Here is a 23046-nt window from a genome sequence, read left to right as displayed (position 1 = left end):
GTTTCACTAGAGCCAACTCTAGTGAGCTTCCATCGGAGGTGATCATGGACCTGGCGCTCAGCGGCTTCCACCATGTCAAACTGCCGGTGACGGACGTGGTGCGCAGCCGCGACTGGTACGAGCGGGTGCTCGGCCTGCAGACGCACATCGAGTTCGTCGAAGACGGCACACTCATGGGGATCGCCATGCGCGACGCGAACGACACGGTGGACCTGGCCGTACGGCACGACCCGATCAGGGCGGCCGCGCTGGCCGGATTCGACCCGGTCGCGCTCCGCGTGCCCGGCACTCGCGACCTGGACACCTGGAAGCGACGACTGGACGACCTGGCGGAACCGCACGGCGGCATCGTCACCGGGCACGCCGGCCAGGTCCTTGTCGGCCTGCACGATCCCGACGGCATCGAAATACGGCTCTACGCCCCGGCAGGCGACGGATCGGGAGGATCCGATGAGCTTTGACCCCAGCGGTTACCTGCTCGGCCCCGACGACGGGCCGGATCTGTGGTTCCTGGACACCAGGATGAGCGTGAAGGCCGGTGCGGACCAGACCGGGGGAGCCTTCACCCTCATCGAGTGGTCCGCGCCCACCGGATTCGGGCCGCCCCTGCACCTCCACGACCATGAGGACGAGGCGTTCTACATACTCGACGGGGAGATCGCCATCGACTGCGGCGAGCACCACTGGACCGCTGGACCCGGCGACTTCGCGTTCCTGCCCCGCAAGATCCCGCACGCCTTCGTCGTCACCGGCGGACCGGTCCGCGGTCTGCAGCTGACCACTCCGTCCGGGTTCGAGCAGTTCATCGCCGAGATCGGCCGCCCCGCCGAACGGCCCGGCCTGCCGGTTCCGGCCCCGCCCGACATCCCCCGGCTGGTCGAGGCCGGCAGCCGTTACGGCCACCGGATCCTCGGCCCGCCCCCGGCCGCGCCTCCTACTCACGGCTGAGCCGCCACCCCCTGCCCTGACGCCGGACGGCCCTGCCCGCCGGGCGCCGTCAACTGGACGAGGAAGGACTGCGCGCCCGAGACCCGGACCCGCTGGACGTGGACGGGAGCGAGCCGCCGCCCGATCGCCATGGCCAGGCCGTCGGCGTCGGGAAGCAGCACCACGGCCGTCCCGCCCGGCGCGAGGACGCGGCGCAGCTCCGCCCACCAGCGGGATGAGGACGCCGCGAGCAGACCTCGCGCGGCGACCTGGCCACCCCACGGCGGGTTGCTCAGCACACGGTCGACACCGCCGTCCGGGAACGGAAGGCGACCGGCGTCGGCCCGGCCGACGGCGACGGGCAGCCCCGCCGCGTTCTCCTCGGCCGCACTCAGTGCCCGCACATCGAGGTCGACACCGTACAGCCGTGCCTGCGGCTGTTGCATGGCGGCCTCGATCAACAGGGTTCCCGCGCCGCAGCAGGGGTCGAGAATCGTGTCGCCGGGACGGATGCCGGCCATCCGCGCCATCCCGGCGGCCAGGGGAGGATGCAGGGTCCCCGGAATGGAACACCGTTTGTACGCGCGTCGATGCAGAGGCCGGTCCGCGACCCGCAACATGAGGGTGGCCCGCGTGCCGTCGAGGGTCACGCGCCATCCGCCGTAGCCGGCCGGAGGTGCGGTTCCCGCCCGGCGCGAGTGGTAGTCCACCCCCAGCCGTCGCGCCAGGGCTTGTCCGACGGCGTCCTCGACGTCGTAGCGGGTGAAGTTCCGCCTGCCGAGGAACGACGCCGACACCTCGACGCCGGTGACCGCGCCCGAGCCTCCGTGGCTCTCGCGCAGCCGCGTCAGCGCGTCGAGGTCTGCCGCGTCGGCGAGCCGGGCGAGCGCACCGGCGTTCTTCTTGGCCGTGCCGGCGTCCGCGCACTGCGCGGCGAGCAGGAACACGTCATCGGCGGTGCGCAGCCCGGTTACCTGCGACCGCGATCGACACGTACGGAAGTGGACCTCGCGGTGCCCCAGGTGGGTGATCGCCCCGAGCCCGAGTTGGACTATCTCGGCGGCGACCGTCGCCTCCAGCCCGTGGACGCATCGCGCGACCAGGGTCGGCGCCGTGACGCCACGGGATTCGCAATGGTGGGAAAACGCGCTGATGCGCATGAGGATCGTTCTTCTCCACGTCGGCCCGGGGCAGCGCTGCGCCACCCCGCCTCGCCGGCGACGGGTCTTTCCCTCGCTTCGCCGACGGCGCCTAGCGGAGGTGGAAGAAGAACGTGAACGTCACAACTCGCGATCGTAGGACGCGGGGAACGGCCCGCTCAACCCGATATCCGCGGCATGTCGCCGGTGGGGAATGCGCCGTGCCGCCGGATGGTTTGCGTCGTCGGCACGCCGGGTGGTGTGCGTGACGGAAAGGTGGGAGCCATGAAGGTCCGCCGGTCATTGCGGTCGTTGAAGTCGAAGCCCGGGGCGCAGGTCGTCCGCCGGAGGGGCAGCGTCTTCGTCATCAACAAGAAGGACGCCCGGTTCAAGGCGCGTCAGGGCTGACGACGAGGCGATCGCTCAATTCCGCGACGACGTGAACGACAAGAAGGGCACCCGGGAAGGGTGTCCTTCTTCCATTGAAGAAGCGCTCGACGCCGGCCGGTGTCGGCCGGCCCATGTCCATCTCGTCTGAGCGCGCTCCGTATTGAAGCGTCAGCCGCGCTCGATTCCCCGGCGCCTACACGCCCCGTCTGTTTCCTTGACTCACCAGGCGCGGCAGCCCCAAGGTTCCCCGTATGGACATCGGTGATCCCCTGAATGCCGACGCGATTCTCTACGACCAGTACATGGCGGCGGTCGGCGAGACCTTGCGGGATCCGGAGATCCGCGACGCATTCGACTACGTCTGGGTGACACCGGGTCAGGTGCGCGCCGCGATGATTCGAGATGCGGCCACCGTGCTGGCCGCCACCCCTCGGGAGTGGGCCGAGTACCGCAGATCGCGGGAGCACATAGCCGCCCGTGTGGTGACGGTGGCCGATGGTATCCGTGATGCACTGAAGGAGGACGAACGCGACGTCCAACTGGCCAAGAGGGCGCTCGTCGCGGGTGTGATCGGGCTGGCGACGGTCGTCGCGGGGCTCTTCGGCGGCATCTGGAGTGGCCTGAGCCTGCTGATCTGGCCAGGGCTGGTGATCACCGTGATCAGCGGTCTCGCCTTCGCGGGATCCCGACTCCTCGGTGGCGAGGGGGCGCATCGCTATTTAGAACGTATCCACGCGTGGGCGTTGCCCGTCGTGACGACGTGGGTCTCTGAATTCGAGGGCTCGTCGTCGCCTCGAAACGTGCTCATCGCGGCGTTGAAAGAACACGAATTGGCCGCGCAGGTAAGGCTGCGCATCAACGCGCTCAGGCGGGATCATCTAAGCAATTCATTCACCGTCTACGCCAGTCCGGGACTCAGCGAGGTCTTCGACAGTAGTTATCACGTCCCGACGGCGGTCGCGCGGGAGCTCGACGCGCTCCTGAGCCGCGTCTCGGGCGCGAGCATCGGCATCGCAGGTCCCCGAGGCGCCGGAAAGTCGACCCTGATCAGGCGATTCTGCGAGGACCCTCAGGGCTCGCACGAACGAGGCGATCTGCGCTGCCTGGTGTCGGCCCCCGTCGAGTACGCGCCGCGCGACTTCGTCCTTCATCTGTTCGCCACCTTCTGCCGCAGGACGTTGCGCTACCTGAGACTGCCGGACGCATCACAGATGCGGCGCCGGTCTCGGGTCGTCGGTCATGTTCTGCGCGTGATCGGTTACGGTGCGATCGCCTGGACGATCATGAGATGGCCCGACTTCTTCGGCGATCTGCTGGACGGATTCAACGCGTTCGTCATGGCGCTTACCGGCCGGGATTGGGTGGCGTCCGGCGCCGACGCGCTTCGCAGAATCGGTTTGAGCGCGAATCTGGTCGCGGCCGGCGTCATGGTGGCGGGGGCGGGTCACATTCTTGTCCTGCTGTATCTCCGCCATACGAGGTGGAGGGCGGCGAGCGGGGTGGAGCAGGCATTGGCCAGACGGGCGCGACGATATCTGGTCCAGATCCGATATCTACAGACCCACACCTCGGGATGGTCCGGGACGCTGAAACTTCCGATCGGCCTGGACGGCCAGCGGACGATGGGACTTTCTCGAGTCGAACAACCACTGAGCTATCCAGAGATCGTCGCGACCTTCCGCGCCTTCGCCGACGACGTGGCTGAATTCCTCCAACCCGACCATCGTCTCTTCATCGGCATCGACGAGCTGGACAAGATGGGCTCCGGCCAGGAGGCCGAACGTTTCCTCAATGACATCAAGGGCGTTCTCGGGTTGAGCCGAATCCATTTCATGGTCTCTGTCTCCGATGACGCGATGAACGCCTTCGAGCGTCGCGGGCTGCCGTTCAGGGACGCCTTCGACAGTTCGTTCGACGAAATCATCCAAGTGGGGCCGCTCGCCTACGAGGAGTCCCTGCGCTTGCTGTACCGGCGCGTCGTGGGGCTGACCGAACCGTATGTCGCCTTCTGCCACTGCCTTTCCGGCGGCCTGCCCCGTGATCTCATCCGGGCGGCGCGGCGGGTGGTCCGCAACGGGCACGACCTGTCCGAGGCCGCCACGCTGGCCCGCATCTGTTCGGCGATCATCCGCGAAGATCTGATGCACAAGGCGAAGGCCATCATGGCGCTGTCCGCCGCGCATTCGATCAAGCCGGACATGCTCGATCTGCTGCACGGACTCTCACGAAACGAGGCCCCGGGCATCTCGGCGCCCGAGGTCCTGAAGATCGCCTTGTCCTGCGCGTCGGATGATTCAGCACTCGACTTCGTGGTTTACGCCTACTTCTGCTCGACGTTGGAGCAGGTGTTCGCGGACGACCTGACGGCTGCCCGGATGAAGGAAGGGGCCGAGTTCGACGCCCTGGCGGCAGCCCGCCGCGCGTTCGCGCTGGACACGCGGCTGGCCTGGCGGGCGATCTCCTCAGTGCGACGCAGCTGGGACCTCGAGACGTGGGACCTGCCGGCGGACCCGGCGTGAGCGGATCGCCGTCGGCGCGCCTCCTCGGACGCCGAGGTTCGCGAGCGCGTCCGGCGCTCGGTTCGCGACCGCGTCCGCGCGCCGGGACGCTGCACCGCCAGCGGCCACGGGAAGATCGCCTGCCTGTTGACAGGTCCGGGGATCCGTGGGATCACAGACGAAAGATCCTCCGTGTCGGGGTTGTTCCTGCCCTGGGGCGAGCGCACGTCGCCGCAGCACACCGACTGCGCCAAGCGGGAGGCCGACGTCACCAACGGCGGATGGACCCCCGGCTACTGGGTGTCGGAGGCCCAGAAGCTGCACACGCAGTACATCGTGCTCGCCACCTTCCACAGCCGGCTCGGGTACGCCAGGCCGTGGCCGTCGGCGATCCTCGGAAGCTGCCGCACCAGCAGGGACTTCCTCGGTGAGCTGATCACGGCGGCGAACGCGCAGGGCCTGAAGGTCATCCTCTACATGACCGACGACGCGCAGTGGCACGCCGACGGGCTGAGCTCCGGTGACTGGCTGGACTCCTCGGCCTACTCCGGCGATCATGGACATGATCAGCAACGAGCAGAAGACCGGCATGTCCCCGGCCTACGACTACCCGCAGGCGGTCTACACGGCGGCGCCGCGGCTGATCGAGGCCGACTTCAAGCTCCCCTCCACCGGTGCGTGGTGGTACGACGGGTCCAACCCGGCGGTCGATCGCAAGCTCACCCTCGGCCGTCTCGTCACCAACGCCGGCTCGTCCATCAAAGCGCTCATGGCGGAGACCGCCCAGGTCAACGGTAAGTTCCCGTCGAACCAGGAGGCCTTCAACAACTTCGCCGACGACTACCTGGACCAGATCTGGCCGTCGCTGAACGGCACCGAGGGCGGCGGGTACATGTACGGCGGTCTCAAGCCCCCGGGTTCTGGAACAACGGAGCCCACGGTGTGACGACGATCAGCAAGACCAACCCGAACCTGCACTACATCCATGTCGTCACCCCGCCGTCGGGGAGCACGCTGCAGGTGCGTGACAACGGTTACCGGATCGCCGGCGTGACCGACCTGCGCACCGGCGCCGCGCTGGGCTTCACCCAGGCCAACGGGACTCTGACGATCAACGGCGTCTCCTCCTGGGATCCGTACGACACGGTCTTCAAGGTCACGAGCAGCGGCCGGGAAGGGATCTACTCGGGTGTCACGGTCGGCGCCACCGCCTCGGCGAGCGGGCACACCGCCGGCCACCACCACTCGCTATGTCCGGCTGGAAGTGGTGAACACCTACGCCGCCTCGACCGACACCACCCGCTACAAGCGGCTGCGGGTCGACGAGACCTGGATCGGCGGCGCCTACGCCGGGAGCGGCGCAGGCGGCGGGACGACCTCGATCGAGGCCGAGGCCGGCACGCTGAACGGCTCCGCGGTGGTCGCGGCCTGTGCGACCTGCTCCGGCGGCGCGAAAGTGCGGTTCATCGGGAACAACTCGGCGAACTACGCCACCTTGACGGTCAGCGCCGCGACGGCGGGCACCGAACAGCTCACGGTGTACGGCGAGGTCGACGGCACCCGGTCGTTCTTCGTCAGCGTCAACGGCGGCACCGGAGCCGAACTGCCGCTGACCGGCACGAGCTGGTCCACCCCGGCGAGCGCGACGATGAACGTCACGCTCAACGCGGGGAACAACACCATCCGCTTCTACAACAACGGCGCCAACGCGCCCGACCTCGACAAGATCACCGTCGGCTGATCGTTTTCAGTGGGCCCCCGGTGCCGCCCCGGGGGCCCACTGGCGGCGGGAGTCTCAGGCCACCGTGACGGCCAGGCCCCCGCACCGGCCGGAAACCGTCTCGATCGCCATGAGGTTCTCCCTACGGTGTGAAGGGGGTCGGCGGGGGGACCGAGGACAACACGCGACGGGTGGTCTCCAGGCCCCAGTCGTCCAGGTCGGCGATCCGGTCGGAGGTCGCGCGGAGGCCGCCGTACCGTTCGACGGTCGCGGTCCACTGCTCCCGGCGCTGTACGGCGGGGCGGACGATCAGGCAGTCCGGGTCGTTCACCCACAGGCGGCCGTGCTGCCAGGAGCGGCCGGCCGTCGAGAGCGCAGCGGCCCGCTGCGAGGGGTCGGACAGATCGCCGGTCCCCGCGTCATAACCGGCGGCGATGTCGGGGGAGACCCGCATGGCGTCGACGAGCCCGACGCTGGGCAGGATCGGTGCTCCGCTGCCCAGCAGGTACGGCTGCGGCCCGACGGCCGCACGGATGAGAGCCATTCCCTCCCGGTACGCGGCGATCGGCGAGGCCCCCGAATGCCGCGGCCCCGCCAGCGCGCCGGCGTACAGGAAGTCGAGCTTGAAATAGTCGAACCCCCAGCCGCGCAGGGTCTGGAAGACCTCGCGGAGATAGGCGGACGCCCCCGGGTGCGTGACGTCGAGCCCGCGGAGGTCCTGGTTCCAGTTGTGCCCGGCGTCGCCCACCAGCCACTCGGGATGCCTGCGGGCGATCTCGCTGCGCGCCCCGACCAGGAACGGCGAGAGCCAGAGCCCCGCGCGCCTGCCCTCGGCGTGGATGCGCCCGGCCGTCTCCGGAATCGAGGAGAAACGTCCCGACGGCGTCAACCAGTCACCGATCTCGGCCTGCCAGCCGTCGTCGATCTGGATGACGTCGACGGGCAGGTCGCGTTCGCCGACGGCGCGGAGGTTCTCCAGCACGTCGTCCTCGGTGACGTCCTCGTAGTAGTGGTACCAGGAGCACCACACGGTGGGCGGCCTGCGCAGCGGGCCCGTGCCCGCCCCGGCGGCGAAGCCGTCGGCCCAGGCGCCGAGCGCGACGTCGATCGGCCCGGCGAAGGTCTTCTCGACGACTTCGCCCGGCTCGTCGGCCGTGATCACCATCTGGTCGCCCACCAGGCGGGCCCGGATCGCGGGGACCTTCACCAGGCCGTCCCTGGCGGCGAACAGCCGTACCGGGCCGTCCGGCTCCGGGGCCACCGCGAGCAGCCCCTCGCCCTGGAATCCGTCGTCGGGCGCGGGGAGTCCCGGCCGGTAGCGCATCGTCTGCATGATCGGCTCCACCGGCTGGAAGCCGCGGCCGCCGACGGGGAGCGCCGTGGTCGGCGTCCAGCTCTGCCAGCCGTGCGCGTGCACCAGCCCGTGTGCCGGATCGACCGGGATCTCGGCGATCGGATGAAAAATCATCCTTTGGTGGCTCCTCCCGTTAGGCCCTTGACGAAGTGCTTCTGCAGGAACAGATAGAAGATCAGCACGGGCAGCGTGGCCAGGAACATCAGGGCGAAGACCGTGCCGAAGTCGGCCTGGTACTGGCCGATGGAGCGGTAGATCCCGGTGGTGATCGTGGTCCCCTGGGACGGTCCGAGGATGACCAGCGGATCGATGAAGTCGTTCCAGATCCACACGCCCAGGAAGATCAGGACGCTTGCGGTGGCGGGCCGGAGCAGGGGGAACACCACCCGCCAGAAGATGCGTGAACGGCTCGCGCCGTCGATGGCCGCGGCCTCCTCCAGTTCGATCGGGATGCCCCGGAGGAATCCGGAGAACACGAAGACGCCGAACGGGATGTAGTACCCCACGTTGAACAGGACGAGCCCCTGCAGCGTGCTCATCAGCCCGAAGGCCCGGAGCACCTGGGTGATCGGCATGAGGATCACCTGCGGCGGGATCATCAGGCCGGCCAGCAGCAGGAGCATGGCCACCCGGGCCCACCTGCTCCGCGACCGGGCGAGGAAGTGGCCCAGCATCGCGGACAGGATCGTGAGCAGGATGATCGACAGCGTGGTGACCACGATGCTGTTGGACAGGCTCGCCCAGAACAGGTTGTCCGTACGGCTGAGCAGCCCGATGATGTTGCCGAGCGTGGGCGGGGCCGGCAGGGACGCCGGCGACTGGGTGATCTTCTCGCCCTGCTTGAACACGTTGACGAGGATCATGTAGAGCGGCACGAGGAAGAACGCGCTGATGATCAGCGCGACGACCGGCCGCAACCACGGCATGCGGGCGTCCTTCACAGGTTCACCTCCCGGCGGTTGAGGATCCGGAGGGTCACCCCGGCCGCGACCGCGATGATCACGAGCATCACGATGGCCATCGCGGACGCGTAGCCCTGCCGGTTGGCCACCAGGCCGGTCTGCAGGACGTCGTAGGCGATGGTCGCGGTCGTCCCGGTGCCGGGCCCGCCGTGCGTGATCACCTGGATGTGGTCGAAGATCTTGAACGCGGTGATGAGCAGCACCACCGTGTTGATGGTCAGCGAGGGTGCGAGCAGCGGCCAGGTGATCGACCGGAAGCGCCGCACCGGACCGGCGCCGTCGATGGACGCGGCCTCGGCCAGCTCGTTGGGCACGCCCTGCAGCCCGGCCAGGTACACCACGACGCAGAAGCCGAGCATCTGCCAGGACAGGATGATCGCGATCGAGTACAGCGCGAGCCGGGGATCGGACAGCCAGCCCGGCGGCCGGTCCACTCCCAGGGCCCGTAGCGCCTGGTTGACCAGCCCCTCGTCGTCCAGCATGCGGGTCCACACGATGCTCACCACCACCGAGCTGAGCACCATAGGCGTGAAGAACACGGTGCGCAGGGCGTTGTAGAGCCAGCCCTTGCGGTCCAGCAGCACGGCGATGCCGAGCCCGGCCACGTTCGGCACGATCACCACGATGACCGTGAGGATCGTGGTCACCCGGAGCGAGGTGAGGAACTCGCTGTCGGTGAAGAGCATCTGGTAGTTACGCAGGCCCACGAACTTGGTCGGCGGGTTGAACGGGTTGTGGTTGGTGAGGCTGTACCCGAAGCTGATCGCGATCGGCGCGAGCACGAAACAGGCGTAGACCAGCAGCCCCGGTGCGCCGAACACCGCGAACGAGCGCAGCCGTTCCGCCGACGGCAGGCGCGGCCTCCGCGACCTGTGGGTCGCGGAGGCGGGGACGGATGTCGTCCTTACATCGACTGCCATGGGTCAGGACGCCTTGGACCACTCGTCGTCGAGGGATGCGAGCACCTGGTCGACGGTCTTGTTGCCGGTGATGAGGTCCTGCGCGCCGGCCCGCCACTTGTCGACCACGCCGGGCAGCATGCCGTCGTCGCCGGCCTCCCAGCTGAACGCCTGGGTGACGCTGTTGTTCTTCACGCCCTCCTGGTAGAGGTCGTAGCCGAGCTTGAAGACCGCGCCGGTGTCGGCGGGCGGCGTGTACCCCTTGATCGCGGGATAGAGCCCGTCGTTGTGGACGGAGGCGTCCAGGTTGGTCTTGTCGAGCGTGTACGCCAGGGCGAACTTCTTGGCCTCGGGCAGGTTCTTGGCGGTGGCGCTCACCGACAGGCCGCCGCCGGTGAAGGCGGGCACGACCACGCTTCCGTCGTCGCTCGGCCAGTTGAACGCGCCGATCTCCCACGTGGGCTTGCGCTTGGGGTCGTCCCCGGCGGCGGCGAACCAGTTGCCCATCGGGTACATCGCGCCCTTGCCGTCCAAGAAGGCCTGCTCAGTCGCCGCGTAGTCGCGCGAGACGTCCTTCTTGTCGATGTAGCCCTGCTTGGCGAGCTCCGCGAACTTGGTCGTGGCCTTCTTGAAGTCGGGGTCGGTGAACTTCACGGTCCCGGCCCGCCGCTTGGCCATCCAGTCGGGGGTCTTGGCGTACACGTCGGTGGCGAGCGTGGCCGTCCACGCGAGTGTGGAGGCGAAGGGGTCCTTGCCGCCGCCGGTCACGAACGGGGTGATGCCCTTCGCCTTGAGCTTGGCGGCGTCGTCGACCAGTTCGGCGTACGTCTTCGGGGTGCCGGTGATGCCGGCCTTGGCGAACAGGTCCTTGTTGTAGTAGACGACCGGGATCGTCTGGGTGTTGGTGGGCAGCTGGTAGATCTTGCCCTGGACCGCGCCGTTGTTCGGGAAGTCGAAGTCCTTCAGCTCGTCCGGAGTGAAGGCGGCCATGGCGCCGCTTTCCGCGAACCCGGCGGGGGAGACCGCGATCATGACATCGGGGAACTGGCCGGAGGCGAGGAGCTGCTTGGCGTAGGAGACCCGGTCCTCACTCGGGGCGACCAGCTTCTTCACCGAGATGTCGGGATACTTGTCGGTCACGCGCTTGATCGCCGCGTCCCACACCTGCGGCGTCAGGTTGGGCGTCTCGAAGACCAGGAAGCTGATCTCCTTCTTGGCCGTGCCGCCGCTCGACTCCGGGGTCTGCTGCTCGCCGACGGTGCACGCGCCGGCCGCGAGGGTGGTGACGAGAGCCGTCAGTAAAGCTTTGTGCTTCATGACGATGTGCCTTCCGATGAGTGATGAGGGGTGAATTCTGACGCCGCCGGATGCGGCGAAGCGGTCCCCGATGGTGTGCGGGCAGTGGTGGGCCCGGGTCGCTCTTCAGAGCGGGACAAAGTGTCCAGGAAGAAGTCTTCGGTGCCGCCGGGCGACTCCCCGATGCCGTCCAGGTGGGCCGCCGCGAAGTCGCAGAACGCCTCCTGGTTCGGGGTGAACCGGCCGTCGTGCCGCGATCCGAAACCCAGGAGCGACTTGGTGGAGGAACCGGCGTTGGCGACGATCCGTCTGATGATCCTGACGTGGTCCACCTCCGGATCCGACCCGTCGTACCACCAGCCGCCGCCGACGGTGAAGGAGGACTCGGTCACGCGCGGAAGGGGGACGTCCGTGGTGACGCCGGGGCAGACGACGTCCATGGCCGTGTCCGCGGACGGGAGATCCGGGTCGTTGCAGGCCAGGATCCAGCCGGGCCGTTCCGCCCGGATCCGGTCGTAGAGGCCGGTCCGCCTCCAGTGGGCGTTCTCCTTGTCGATCCAGAACCCGGCCAGATCCGGGTGGCGGCGCATGACCTCGGCGAAGTTGTCGGCGGCGAACTCCCCGAACCCGTCGCGGGTGGTCAGGTCCACGGGCCGGTCCTTGTAGGCGGAGTAGGCCGCCGAGTCGAGGGACCCGAGGCCGTCCTCGTCGTGCCACTTGGGGTCGTCGGTCATGTACAGCAGGACTTTGAGACCTCTGGACGCGGCCGCCGAGATCAGCTCGCCCAGGAAGTCCCGCCGGGTGACGGGGCTGCCGGGGATCTCCGACGGCCACGCGCGGACATAGCCGAGCCGGCTGTGGAAGGACGCGAACACCAGGTAGCCGGCGTGCAACTGGACGGCCCGGTCGACCCAGTGGCCGGGGGTCCACCCGTCGGCCGTGACCCGGTCCTCCCACGCCCGCACGTCCGTGTACGGAGGCGAGGTGCGCATTCCCCAGTGGAGGAGCAGGCCGAGGACGTCGTCCCGCAACCACCTCTGGCGACCGTGGGCCAGAGCGGCGAGGTCGGCGTCGAGAGCCTGGACGACCTCGTTCCGCCCGATCATGACACCTCCTCGTTACCGCTCACGTGAGCGTTCACGGAGACATTCTTGCAACAGGGCGCGAATGTCAATAGTGAGTGATCAGGCAGAGGCCCGCACGATCAGTTGCGGTTCGATAACGGCCTCGGGGATCTCGTCCTCGCTCATGCCGCCGAGCAGCAGAGCCGCCTGCTCCACGGCGATCTCGCCCAGCCGTCGCTTGTCGATGTGGAGCGTGGTCAGCGGAGGCTCCACGAGCTCGCCGATGCTCAGGCCGTCGAAACCGAGGAACGCGCAGTCCTCCGGCACGCGCAGGCCGAGCGCACGCGCCCTGAGCTGGGCGCCGATGGCGATCAGGTCGTTGTAGGCGAACACCGCCGTGACGTCCCGGTGCGCCGACAGCAGCCGTTCCATCGCCGCCGCGCCGCCGTCGATCGAGTTGTGCGCGGGCTGGATCCAGTTGATGTCGACCGGTATCCCGTGCTCACCCATGACCTTGAGGTACAGCTCGCGCCGGGTGTTCGGCGCCTCGGCCGACAGGTACGCCTCGTCGTCCAGCATCGCTATCCGGCGGTGCCCCCGGCCGATCAGATACTCCAGGCCGCGCCGCGCCCCGCCCTCGAAGTCGATCCGGACCCCGGGCACGGCCGGCGCCCTGCCGCCCTTGTCCAGCAGGACGAACGGCAGGTTGCCCGCCGTCGCCTTGGCGATCGCGTCATGGTGGAGCAGGAAGGCCACACCCGCGTCCACCTGGTCGAAGAGCATGTCGACGACTTCCAGCTCCTTGCGGCGCTCCGAGCCGGTGTTGTAGACGACGACCTGCCACCCCCGGCGTTCGGCGGCTTCCAGCACTCCCGCCGTCACCTCGGGGAAGAACGGGTTCAGCACGTCGGCGATGACCAGGCCGATGGTGATCAGGTCCTGACGGACCAGCCCCCGGGCGAAGCGGCTCGGGCGGTATCCCATCGCCTGGGCCGCGTCGAGGATCCGCTGCCGGGTCTCGGGATCTATCTCGGTCTTGTTGTTGATCGCCCGAGACACGGTCTGGCGGGAGACTCCGGTCGCCTGCGCCACTTGGTCGATGGTGACCCGAGGTTTTCTGTTGGTCGGCACGTTGGGACTGTAACCTCCCTGGACGCCTTCGGCGTATCGGGCGGCCGTACAGGTGGGATGCGACGGGTCGGCCAAGGCCATAGATCCGATGTATGCCTGCCGTTTCCTCCCGGGTCGATCCGGCTTCACCGTTGACAGACGGCTCGTTTTTGTGGGATCACAGTCCACAGATCCAATCTTTGCGATCCGGACGGCTTGCCGTGAGCGCTCACGGCGGTTTGCCGGATCGCCATGCGGCGACGCCATCCCGGAGGTTGTGAAGGCGTCGAAACTCGCCCGTGAGCGCTCACGGGCGTCGGCCCACGACACTCGTTATCGCAGGCTCGAAGGAGTTCTCCATGGTCAACGCCTTACCCGACGACCGGGTGAGAAGACGACGGCGACTCAAGGCTTCCGCGGCGGTCGCCGCGGCGGTCGCCCTGGTTCTGAACATGATCATGATTAGTCCCGCTCACGCGGATCTCCAGAATCCGCGTCAGGACTTCCTCCGCGGTTCGGTCGGAGGGCTGTTCCTGCACTGGGGCGAGCGCACCGCGCCCCAGCACACCGACTGCGCCCAGTGGGAGGCCGACGTCACCGACGGCGGCTGGACCCCCGACTACTGGCTGGACGAGGCGCAGAAACTGCACACGCAGTACATCGTCCTGGCCACCTTCCACAGCCGGCTGGGCTACGCCCGCCCGTGGCCGTCCGCCATCCCGGGCAGTTGCAGCACGCAGCGGGACTTCCTCGGCGAACTGGTCGACGCGGCCAAGCCGCGGGGCATGAAGGTCATCCTGTACATGACCGACGACCCGCAGTGGAACACGCAGGGCCTCACGTCCGGAAGCTGGCTCGACTCGGCCGCGTACTCCGCGTACAAGGGGCACGACGTCGACATCACCACCCGCGACGGCTTCGGCGAGTTCAGCTACGACAACTTCTTCGAGGTCATGAACCGCTACCCGGACCTCGGCGGGTTCTGGATCGACAACGACAACGCGTACTGGGAGAAGAACCACCTGTACGAGCAGATCCACCAGTTGCGGCCCAACTACACGCTCAGCAACAACAACGAAGACACGCCAGAAATGGACATGATCAGCAACGAGCAGAAGACCGGCATGACGCCGTCGTACGACTACCCCCAGGCGGTCTACACGGCACAGCCGCGGCTCACCGAGGCCGACTTCAAGCTCCCCACGACGGGCAACTGGTGGTACGACGGAGTCGACCCGTCCGTCGACTACCGGGTCTCGCTGGGCAGGCTGGTCACCAACGTCGGATCCTCGATCAAGGCGCTCATGGACGAGCAGGCCATGGTCAACGGCCGCTTCCCCAGCAAGCAGGAGGCGTTCAACGACTTCGCCGACGAGTACCTCGACCAGATCTGGGAGTCGCTGCACGGCGTCGAGGGCGGCGGATACATGTACGGCGGGCTTGAGCCCGGCGGCTGGAACAACGGCGCCCACGGGGTCACCACGATCAGCCGAACGGACCCGAACCTCCACTACGTCCACGTCGTCACCCCGCCGACCGGGACCACCACCCTGAAGCTGGGCGACAACGGTTACAAGATCAAGAGTGTGACCAACCTGCGCACCGGCGCGAAGCTGAAGTTCTCCCAGTCGGACGGCACCCTCGCCATCACCGGGATCTCCGAGTGGGATCCGTACGACACGGTCCTCAAGGTCACGTCCAAGGGCCGGGACAAGACCCTGTCCGGGGTGACCGTGACCGCCACCGCGTCCGCGGGCGGCCACGACGCCGCGGCAGCCGGTGACGGCGACTACCTGACGTACTGGGACAACGACAAGACGCTGCCCGTCTCGCTCGACTTCGACCTGGGCAAGGCCAAGAAGGTGAAGTACATCGGCCTCAACCAGCGTGAGGACTCGGTGAGTTACGCGCGGTCCGCGACCGAGCAGTCGGCCCGCATCCGCGACTACCAGGTCTACGTGAGCAAGGACGGCGTCGACTGGGGCACACCGGTCATGGCCGGCACTCTGCCCAGTCAGCGTGGCGTGGAGGTCATCAAGCTGCCCGACACCACGGCGGTCGACAAGGCCGCCCACGTCCGGCTCGAGGTGCTCAACACCTACGCGGCGGCGACCGACACGACGAGATACAAGCGGCTCCGCATCGACGAGGCCTGGATCGGCGACGGCTTCGTCCGGCACGGGAAGCCGATCAAGGATGACGACGGCGACGGCGGAGGCGCCACCCTGCCGGTCTCGATCGAAGGAGAGAGCGGCGTGCTGAGCGGGTCCGCCAGAGCCGACACGTGCGCGGCCTGCTCGGGCGGCGCGAAGGTGCGCTTCATCGGCAACAACACCTCCAACTACGCGACGTACAACGTCAACGTGCCGGCCGCGGGCGACAGGCAGCTGACGATCGCCGGAACGGTGAGCGGCACCCGGTCGTTCTCCGTGAGCGTCAACGGCGGGCCTGCCGTGACGGCGACACTCACGGGGACGTCCTTCGATTCGCCCATCACGACGACCGTCACGGTGCCGATGAACGCCGGCTTCAACACGCTGAAGTTCTTCAACGACACCGCCAACGCACCCGATCTGGACGGCTTCACAGTCAGCTAGAACGTTCACGGTCAGCTGGAACGAGTGAGCGGCCTGCCCGGCGCCTGTGTCCGCCGGGCAGGCCGCCCCCGCGCCGCCTGACCCCCCGGGCGCCGCCTGACCCCCCCGGGCGTGATCATGCACACATTCGTGGATTGATGGCGTGAGCTGCGGAAACAAGTTTCGTGATCATGCGCAGGTTCGGAAGAATGCACGCTGACCTGCGGTGATGCCAATCGTGATCATGCACGGCATGCACGGCATGCACGGCATGCGCGGCATGTACGGCATGCACTCCGTGTACGGCATGCACTCCATGGACTTCATGTACGGCGTGCACCGCAAGCACGGCGTGCGGGCCCCGATGCGGCGTGGATGAAAGCCGGTGGATGAAAGCCGATCGCGAGGCCCGGGCCGGCCCGGTGGTCACACCGGGCCGGCGGCCCACTGGGTCAGTGCCCGTGGCCGGAGTGGCCGTTGTCGTTGTGGTCGTCGTGGCTGTCGCCGTTGTGCCCGTTGCTGCCGTGGTCGTTGTCGTTGTGGCCCTTGCCGCCGTTGTCGTGGCCGCTGTTGTGCCCGTTGCCGTGCCCGTTGCCGTGCCCGTTGTTGTGCCCGTTGTTGCCGTTGTCGTGATGCGAGTAGTTGTGGGAGAAGTACCGGCCGTTCAGGTCGTGCTGCCGGGCGTACGTCGCCGAGACGGCCTTCCACTTGCCACCGGTCCACCGGTAGAAGTGGTGGCCGTCGAAGCGGTAACGCGTGCCGTGGCTGGAGCTGTACCAGTCGCCGTGGCCGTTGTAGCGGTACCACCACCGCGATCCGTCCCACCGCTGGGTGTCACTGTTGTGCCGCACCGTCAGATGGCTCGCGGAGACGGTGCTGTGGCTGACACTCTCAACCGTGGCTGCTGAAGCGGCCCCACCCGCGGCGAAGATGACGCCCCCCGTGACAGCCAGAGTGGCAGCCGCGGTCGCCAGGCGACGAGTGATCTTGCTCATGGTCCAAACCCCCTGATGTGCACGCTCGTCCGGTGACTCCATTGACGCCAGACGTTGCGCGTGCTCTGTGTTACGTGTGTGTAAACCGCGAGCTCAGCGGGTTTAGTTCCATTCATCCTATGATGTGATGATCATCACGTATGGGAAGTTTTTACCGTTTTGGGGGAATTCGAAAATCGGTCCGAGGCGGCTCGGCTACGGCCGTACGGCTCGACGTGATCTTGACATCGGCGACAAATCTCCCGCGACTTTTTCGTTGATCAGGCCACCTGCCCGGCCCGGTACGCCCTGGCAGCGTTGTGGGGGAGCGCCCCCGAGGCATCGCCCAGGCGGATTCAGGGGCGGATCCAGGAACGGAAGGGGTCGTCGATGGGAGACGGAATGAAGGCGGGCGCGTCGGTCACCGGGCTCGGTGCCACCACCCCGCTGGGCGGGGACGTGGCCTCCACATGGGGCGGCATGCTGGACGGGCGATCCGGCATCGCCCTGGTGGACGAGGACTGGGCGGAGGACCTGCCCGTACGGATCGCCGGGCGGATGCGGGTGGACCCCGCCGAGGTGCTGGGCCGGGTGCCGGCCCGGCGGCTGGACCGCTGCCAGCAGGCCGCTCTCGTCGCCGCGCGGGAGGCGTGGGCGGACGCCGGCGCCCCCGAGGTCGAGCCCGAGCGCCTGGCGGTCGTGATCGGCACGGGTGTCGGCGGGGTGCTGACCACGCTCGCCCAGGACGACCTCCTCGAAGAGTCCGGGCCCAGGAAGGTCTCTCCGTACACGGTGCCCATGTTGATGCCCAACGGCCCCGCGGCCGTGGTCAGCATCGAGTTCGGCGCCCGGGGCGGCGCTCACACGCCGGTGAGCGCGTGCGCCTCCGGCGCGGAGGCGATCGCCATGGGCCTGGACCTCATCCGCCTCGGCCGTGCGGACGTGGTGATCGCCGGCGGCGCGGAAGCCTGCGTGCACCCGCTCACCCTCGCCGGGTTCGCCCAGGCCAGGGCCTTGTCCAGGCGCAACGACGCTCCGCAGGAGGCCTCCCGGCCGTTCGACACCGGGCGCGACGGGTTCGTCCTCGGCGAGGGAGCGGCCCTGGTGGTCCTCGAACGCGAGGAGTTCGCCGCCGCCCGTGGGGCCCGGGTGCACGCCACGCTGGCCGGCGCGGGCACCACGTCCGACGCCCACCACATTACCGCCGCCGACGTGGCCGGTCAGGTCCGAGCGATGCGGCTGGCCCTGGACTCGGCGGGCCTGGACACGCTCGACGTCGGCCACGTGAACGCCCATGCCACGTCGACCCCGACCGGCGACCTGACGGAGACCCGTTCGATCGCCGAGGCGCTGGGAACGCATCCAGCGGTCACCGCCACCAAGTCGATGACCGGGCACATGTGCGGGGCCGCCGGGGCGATGGGCGCGGTCGCCGCGATCCTCGCCATCCGCGATGGCGTGATTCCCGCCATCCGCAACCTGGACGACCTCGACCCGGAGGTCGGACTCGACGTCGTCACCGGGCGGCCACGTCAGGGCCGGTGGACGGCGGCGGTGGCCAACTCCTTCGGCTTCGGCGGCCACAATGCGTCTCTGGCCTTCACCGTTCAGCGGTGAAGCGCGTGGCGGCCTCGCCGGAATCCTCTGCGGGATCTTGACGTTTCCCGCATCGTCGGAATCACCGAAGCCCAGGGAGGCACTGGCATGACGCACATCAGAGATCTCTACCTCACGGCGGCCGAGTCGGCGGCGAAGCTGATCGCCGCTCCTCAGGTGGCGGCCGCATGGCATGAGCCGAGTGCGCTGCCGAAGCTCAGTGTCCAGGGGCTGGCGGGTCACCTCGCCGGGCAGATCTTCTTCATCCCCAAGGTGCTCGCCGAACCGGTGCCCACGGAGGAGATCATCCCGATCCACGACTACTACGCACGGGTGAGCTGGATCGGATCGGACATCGACGATCCGTTCAACGTGGGCATCCGGACGAGCGGCGAGAAGGACGCGGCGGAGGGCGCGGCGGCGCTGGCGAGCCAGGTCGAGGGTGTCGTCGAGGAACTGCGGGCGGTGCTGCCGTCCGCGCCGTCGCGGCCGGTGCGGCGCCCGACCTGGGGGCCGTGGTCGATCAGCCTGGACGACTTCGTGACGAGCCGGCTGTTGGAGGTCGTCGTCCACTGCGACGACCTGGCCTACAGCGTGGGGGTGCCGACGCCCGAACTGCCCTCGGAGGCCGTCGAGACCGTCGTCGACCTGCTGTCGCGGATCGCACTGCGCCGGCACGGCCAGACCGATGTGGTGCGTGCGCTCAGCCGCGCCGAACGCGCGCCCGTCTCGATCTCCGCCCTCTGACGAGTCGCGGCTACGTCTGGGGAGGGGCCGGCCGTACGCGCTGATCCAGCGCCTGCACCCACTTGACCGCCACCGCGGCGACCTGGATCAGCTCGGCGCGCAGACGTTCGGGATCGTCCTCGGCGAACGCCTCCATGACCTCCTCGTAGAGGATGTCCCGCCAGGTGGGCAGGCCGCGGGCCGCGGCGTCCTCCACCGCCTGCCTGGCCCGGTCGGCGTCGGGCCGGCGCTCCGGCCCGGTGCCGTCGGGGTGTTCCTGCACCCCCCACATGGCGTCCTGGGCCACGCGTTCCGCGGTGACGTCCGCCAGCACCTTGGCCAGCGATCCGGGGGCGCCGTAGTCGCCGGGCCGGGTCATCATGTCGGTTCCCCTCTCAGCAGGGGCCCGGGACCGCCACGACGGGGTCGAACGGGCCGGGTGCCTTGACCGGTGCGGCAGTCGGCAGGTTCAGGCAGAAGCTCTTCCCGTCGGCCAGGGTAAGGGCGACGAATTCGGGTTTGGCGGGGAACGTCACCGTGGCACCGGGCTCGACTGACGTGGCCACCTGTCCGGCGAGCGTGCGCGGTTCCCGGGACTCTTCGAAGCTCAGCTGAAGGATCTTCTGCGTGATGGTGGCGGCCTTGAACATGTCGGCACCGCCGTCTCCCCGCGCCGGTACCAGGTCGAATTCCTGGGCCTCTTTGCGCTGCTCGGCTGCCTGGTGATGGACGAAGGCCACCAGACCGCCGGTCAGCGCGAAGACCGCCAGTGCGCTGACAACCCAGCCCATCCGACTGGCGGTGTAAGCGGCATCGCTCGGCTCGACGGCATCCGGATTGCGAAAGCGCCAAGCGGTGGACGACCACCAGCGCTCTTTCGGATTGATCAGGGCGACCAGCAGCATGACGACCCCGATGGTCGCTCCCACCGCTACCGCAACTCCGATGTCGAGGTCCGCCCCCGGATAACCGCCAGGGGGTACATAAGCCGCGATCTTCTGCTGCACAGCCGAACACTACCCCCCGGTGATCTAGGTCGCGGGAGAGATCACGCTGCCGGACGAACCGTCTCCCTGAGGACGGTGAGAAGGGCTTCGGGCGTGTCGACCACGGAGATGACCTCCGGAGCGGTGAACTCATCCGGCTCGCCGAATCCCCAGCGGACGGCGACGGTCCGCACGCGGCACTCGGCGGCGCCCGCGACGTCCTCGCGGCGGTCGCCGACCATGACGGTCGCCTCGGGCGGGGCGCCGAGCACGTCGAGCGCGTGGCGGACGACATCGGTCTTGTACCGCCGGGCCCCGTCGAGGGTCGCCCCGGCCACGTAGGTGAAGAAGCCGTCGAGCTGGAAGTGCTCCAGGATCTTCTCGGCGAAGACGGCCGGCTTGGACGTCGCCACGCCCAGCGTCCAGCCGTCGGCGACGAGGGCTTCCAGGACGGCGGGGATTCCCGGGATGACCTCGTTCTCGTACATCCCGACTTCGGTGAACCGTTCGCGATACGCGACCACGGCGGCGTCGACGTCCTCGACTCCGAGCCGGGCGAAGACGTCCTGCAGCGGAGGCCCGATGGAGGCGCGGAGGATCGCGTGGTCCACCTCGGGCAGTCCCATCGCCGACAGGCCGTGTTGCATCGAGCGGACGATTCCGGTCTCGGGATTCGTCAGCGTGCCGTCGAGGTCGAAAAGGCAGTACCGGGGAGGCGTCATGTGCGGCCGTCCGCTCCTTGGTCGTCGTCTACCGGGTGCCGGGCGTGCTCCCGGCCTAGGCGGTGAGGATACGGAGCGGCTGGTCGCCGGCCTGCACCGTCCACCCGTCCGCATGCCGCTCCAGCACGGTCCCGGGTGAGGCCCGCCGGTCGGCGGGCACGCCGTACACGCGGTGGACCGTCTCCTCGGCGCCGTCGAGGCGGATCCGCGCCTTGGGGGAGGTGACGTTCAGCGCGGCGACCCGGCGGCGGATCGTGACGACGGGTTCCGTGAGGTCGATGAGGCACTCGGCGTCGGTGTAGAACGGTGCCTCCGATGCCCTGGCCGGATCCTGCGGGGTGCCGGGTTCGCCCGCGACGGCGCGGGCCGCGCCTTCCTCGAGGCATTCGGCCAGCATCTCGTTCCACATCGCGAACAATGTGGGACCGTCGAGATCGTCCGGCAGCGGTCGCTCGCGCTGGCTCAGGATGGCGCCGGTGTCGAAGTCCTGCTCGGTCCGGTGGAGGGTGGCCCCGGCCGTGGTGGCGCCCTCATAGACCAGGCGCCCCGGATTGGGCCCGCGGCCGGTGGGCAGCGGCGACGGGTGCAGGTTGAGCGCACCGTACTTGGGGATGCCGAGGATCTCGGAGGGGATCAGCCGAGGGAACGCGGCGGATATCACCAGGTCGGGCAGCAGCGACTCGATCACCGGGGCGGCGATCGAGCGCAGTTGCCCGGTGACGAGCACGTTGGCGCCACGCGGGAGATCGACGACGAACGGGGTCGCCTTCTTGTCGTAGCGCTCGTTGGCGCCGGTCGGCGGCGTCACCACCAGGACGATCTCGTGGCCGTGTCGTTCCACCCAGTCGGCGACCAGGCGATATCCCGGCATATAGGCATGCATTGCCACAATGCGGAGCTTTGGTGCATTCACGCGGAAAGTCTGCCACACCTGTCAGGGCCCGGCCGGGAGGCGGAGACTCGTGAGACGCACCTCACCTCGCTGGGGGCGCTCAACAAATCGGTTGTCTCGTCAGACGGCCGTCTGTTGTACTCGCAGTGACAGCCGATCCACCAAGGAGGCGAAATGCGCGCAGCATGCATGTCCACCCAGCAGGCGAATTCCACCTACCCAAAGGACATGACGCTACGTGAGCACGCTGAACTTGGGGATCTTGGCGCATGTAGACGCTGGTAAGACCAGCCTGACCGAGCGGCTGCTGCATGCCGCCGGTGTCATCGACGAGATCGGCAGCGTCGATGACGGCAACACCCAGACCGATTCCCTGGCGCTGGAACGTCAGCGCGGAATCACCATCAAGTCAGCCGTCGTGTCGTTCGTCATCGGCGACGTCACGGTCAACCTGATCGACACGCCGGGTCACCCGGATTTCATCGCCGAGGTCGAGCGGGTGCTGAACGTGCTCGACGGCGCCGTGCTGGTGATCTCCGCCGTGGAGGGTGTGCAGGCGCAGACCCGTGTGCTGATGCGGACGCTGCAGCGGTTGCGCATCCCCACCCTCATCTTCGTGAACAAGATCGACCGCGGGGGCGCGCAGGACGAACACGTCCTGCGGAACATCACGGAGACGCTGACGCCGTACGTCGTCCCGATGGGGTCGGCGCACGGCCTCGGCGCGCGCGACGCCGGCTTCACACCGTACGGCGCGGCCGACGGCGCCTTCACGGCGGCGCTGGCCGATCTCCTCGCCCGCCACGACGACGCGATCCTGGCCGCGTACGTCGACGACGAGACCCCGGTCGCGTACGGCAGGCTCCGCGACGAACTCGCGGCGCAGACCAAGCGGGCCCTGGTGCACCCGGTGTTCTTCGGCTCAGCGATCACAGGCGCCGGCGTGGACGCGTTGATCTCCGGGATCACCGAGTTGCTTCCCGCAGGCGAAGGGGACGCCGACGGGCCCGTCTCCGGCACCGTGTTCAAGGTCGAGCGCGGCCCGGCAGGGGAGAAGATCGCCTACGTCCGCATGTTCTCCGGAACCGTCCGGACGCGCGACCGGCTGCGCTTCCGCGGCGACAACGAGCAGGGCAACGAGCAGGGCAACGAGCAGGGCAACGAGCAGGGCAACGAGCAGGGCAACGAGCAGGGCAACGAGCAGGGCAACGAGCA

At 68.4% G+C, this 23046-nt stretch carries 24 protein-coding genes; 11 read left to right on the top strand and 13 right to left on the bottom strand.

Annotation, left to right across the window (positions count from 1 at the left end; genetic code table 11):
- The first annotated feature begins 44 nt into the window (after window positions 1–44).
- Window positions 45–461 (top strand): VOC family protein, encoded by a 417-nt coding sequence (locus Psi02_RS14745; protein ID WP_203974475.1) that lies wholly within the window; start codon window positions 45–47, stop codon window positions 459–461.
- Window positions 451–948: a quercetin 2,3-dioxygenase gene (locus tag Psi02_RS14740; protein ID WP_203974474.1), complete on the top strand. Its 498-nt coding sequence runs from the start codon at window positions 451–453 to the stop codon at window positions 946–948. The genes Psi02_RS14745 and Psi02_RS14740 overlap by 11 nt, the downstream gene beginning before the upstream one ends.
- Here the strand turns inward: Psi02_RS14740 and Psi02_RS14735 are convergent.
- Window positions 939–2087 (bottom strand): methyltransferase domain-containing protein, encoded by a 1149-nt coding sequence (locus Psi02_RS14735; RefSeq protein ID WP_203974473.1) that lies wholly within the window; start codon window positions 2085–2087, stop codon window positions 939–941. The two genes, Psi02_RS14740 and Psi02_RS14735, sit on opposite strands and share 10 nt — an antisense overlap.
- Before the next feature lie 264 nt (window positions 2088–2351).
- Between Psi02_RS14735 and Psi02_RS14730 the strand changes: the two genes are divergently transcribed.
- Together Psi02_RS14730 and Psi02_RS14725 are read left to right on the top strand one after the other, a co-directional pair.
- Window positions 2352–2474: a ribosomal protein bL36 gene (locus Psi02_RS14730; RefSeq protein WP_203882494.1), complete on the top strand. Its 123-nt coding sequence runs from the start codon at window positions 2352–2354 to the stop codon at window positions 2472–2474.
- A gap of 233 nt (window positions 2475–2707) precedes the next feature.
- Window positions 2708–4975, top strand: a complete 2268-nt coding sequence (locus Psi02_RS14725; RefSeq protein WP_203974472.1) for an ABC transporter domain-containing protein — start codon at window positions 2708–2710, stop codon at window positions 4973–4975.
- A gap of 272 nt (window positions 4976–5247) precedes the next feature.
- Here Psi02_RS14725 and Psi02_RS14720 read toward each other — a convergent pair whose 3' ends face one another.
- Complete coding sequence (locus Psi02_RS14720) at window positions 5248–5424, bottom strand: hypothetical protein (protein WP_203974470.1); 177 nt, start codon at window positions 5422–5424, stop codon at window positions 5248–5250.
- Window positions 5425–5510: 86 nt separating this feature from the next.
- On the opposite strand from Psi02_RS14720, the gene Psi02_RS14715 reads away from it, so the two are divergent.
- Window positions 5511–5900, top strand: a complete 390-nt coding sequence (locus Psi02_RS14715; RefSeq protein ID WP_203974468.1) for a hypothetical protein — start codon at window positions 5511–5513, stop codon at window positions 5898–5900.
- Window positions 5901–6221: 321 nt separating this feature from the next.
- On the top strand, window positions 6222–6695 hold the full coding sequence (locus Psi02_RS14710) for a carbohydrate-binding protein (RefSeq protein WP_203974466.1): 474 nt from the start codon (window positions 6222–6224) through the stop codon (window positions 6693–6695).
- Window positions 6696–6816: 121 nt separating this feature from the next.
- On the opposite strand, the gene Psi02_RS14705 is transcribed toward Psi02_RS14710, so the two are convergent.
- From Psi02_RS14705 to Psi02_RS14680, 6 genes are all read right to left on the bottom strand, one after another.
- The gene (locus Psi02_RS14705; protein WP_203974464.1) at window positions 6817–8142 is read right to left on the bottom strand and encodes a glycoside hydrolase family 36 protein; all 1326 of its coding nucleotides are present in this window, start codon (window positions 8140–8142) and stop codon (window positions 6817–6819) included.
- Window positions 8139–8969, bottom strand: coding sequence for a carbohydrate ABC transporter permease (locus tag Psi02_RS14700; protein ID WP_203974462.1), 831 nt, complete (start codon window positions 8967–8969; stop codon window positions 8139–8141). The genes Psi02_RS14705 and Psi02_RS14700 overlap by 4 nt, the downstream gene beginning before the upstream one ends.
- Window positions 8966–9910 carry a carbohydrate ABC transporter permease gene (locus Psi02_RS14695; RefSeq protein ID WP_203974460.1) on the bottom strand — a complete coding sequence of 315 codons (945 nt, stop codon included), beginning with the start codon at window positions 9908–9910 and terminating at the stop codon, window positions 8966–8968. The genes Psi02_RS14700 and Psi02_RS14695 overlap by 4 nt, the downstream gene beginning before the upstream one ends.
- A 3-nt stretch (window positions 9911–9913) precedes the next feature.
- The gene (locus Psi02_RS14690; RefSeq protein WP_203974458.1) at window positions 9914–11206 is read right to left on the bottom strand and encodes an ABC transporter substrate-binding protein; all 1293 of its coding nucleotides are present in this window, start codon (window positions 11204–11206) and stop codon (window positions 9914–9916) included.
- Window positions 11203–12291, bottom strand: coding sequence for an alpha-L-fucosidase (locus Psi02_RS14685; RefSeq protein ID WP_203974456.1), 1089 nt, complete (start codon window positions 12289–12291; stop codon window positions 11203–11205). The genes Psi02_RS14690 and Psi02_RS14685 overlap by 4 nt, the downstream gene beginning before the upstream one ends.
- Before the next feature lie 78 nt (window positions 12292–12369).
- Entirely contained in the window at window positions 12370–13380 is a 1011-nt protein-coding gene (locus Psi02_RS14680; protein ID WP_203974454.1) for a LacI family DNA-binding transcriptional regulator, read from the bottom strand.
- Between the two features lie 338 nt (window positions 13381–13718).
- Between Psi02_RS14680 and Psi02_RS14675 the strand changes: the two genes are divergently transcribed.
- Both Psi02_RS14675 and Psi02_RS14670 read left to right on the top strand, forming a co-directional pair.
- On the top strand, window positions 13719–15956 hold the full coding sequence (locus tag Psi02_RS14675) for a discoidin domain-containing protein (protein ID WP_203974452.1): 2238 nt from the start codon (window positions 13719–13721) through the stop codon (window positions 15954–15956).
- Between the two features lie 208 nt (window positions 15957–16164).
- The gene (locus Psi02_RS14670) at window positions 16165–16314 is read left to right on the top strand and encodes a hypothetical protein (RefSeq protein ID WP_203974450.1); all 150 of its coding nucleotides are present in this window, start codon (window positions 16165–16167) and stop codon (window positions 16312–16314) included.
- Window positions 16315–16387: 73 nt separating this feature from the next.
- On the opposite strand, the gene Psi02_RS14665 is transcribed toward Psi02_RS14670, so the two are convergent.
- Window positions 16388–16930 (bottom strand): hypothetical protein, encoded by a 543-nt coding sequence (locus Psi02_RS14665; protein WP_203974448.1) that lies wholly within the window; start codon window positions 16928–16930, stop codon window positions 16388–16390.
- Between the two features lie 369 nt (window positions 16931–17299).
- On the opposite strand from Psi02_RS14665, the gene Psi02_RS14660 reads away from it, so the two are divergent.
- Window positions 17300–18526: a beta-ketoacyl-[acyl-carrier-protein] synthase family protein gene (locus Psi02_RS14660; RefSeq protein WP_239094892.1), complete on the top strand. Its 1227-nt coding sequence runs from the start codon at window positions 17300–17302 to the stop codon at window positions 18524–18526.
- A gap of 87 nt (window positions 18527–18613) precedes the next feature.
- Window positions 18614–19252 (top strand): maleylpyruvate isomerase N-terminal domain-containing protein, encoded by a 639-nt coding sequence (locus Psi02_RS14655; RefSeq protein ID WP_203974446.1) that lies wholly within the window; start codon window positions 18614–18616, stop codon window positions 19250–19252.
- Window positions 19253–19262: 10 nt separating this feature from the next.
- On the opposite strand, the gene Psi02_RS14650 is transcribed toward Psi02_RS14655, so the two are convergent.
- From Psi02_RS14650 to Psi02_RS14635, 4 genes are read right to left on the bottom strand one after another with little or no spacing between them, the layout of a single operon-like run.
- Window positions 19263–19613: a hypothetical protein gene (locus tag Psi02_RS14650; protein WP_203974444.1), complete on the bottom strand. Its 351-nt coding sequence runs from the start codon at window positions 19611–19613 to the stop codon at window positions 19263–19265.
- A gap of 13 nt (window positions 19614–19626) precedes the next feature.
- Entirely contained in the window at window positions 19627–20238 is a 612-nt protein-coding gene (locus Psi02_RS14645) for a DUF6199 family natural product biosynthesis protein (protein ID WP_203974442.1), read from the bottom strand.
- A gap of 41 nt (window positions 20239–20279) precedes the next feature.
- Window positions 20280–20939, bottom strand: a complete 660-nt coding sequence (locus Psi02_RS14640) for an HAD hydrolase-like protein (RefSeq protein ID WP_203974440.1) — start codon at window positions 20937–20939, stop codon at window positions 20280–20282.
- A 55-nt stretch (window positions 20940–20994) separates the two neighbouring features.
- Window positions 20995–21810, bottom strand: a complete 816-nt coding sequence (locus tag Psi02_RS14635; RefSeq protein ID WP_203974439.1) for a methionyl-tRNA formyltransferase — start codon at window positions 21808–21810, stop codon at window positions 20995–20997.
- A gap of 259 nt (window positions 21811–22069) precedes the next feature.
- Between Psi02_RS14635 and Psi02_RS14630 the strand changes: the two genes are divergently transcribed.
- Window positions 22070–23046, top strand: a 977-nt coding sequence (locus tag Psi02_RS14630) for a GTP-binding protein (RefSeq protein ID WP_203974437.1), incomplete at its 3' end; no start/stop codon positions are given.

The organism is Planotetraspora silvatica, from assembly GCF_016863315.1.
GTDB lineage: Bacteria > Actinomycetota > Actinomycetes > Streptosporangiales > Streptosporangiaceae > Planotetraspora > Planotetraspora silvatica.
This window is presented reverse-complemented; position numbering and strand designations above follow the sequence as displayed.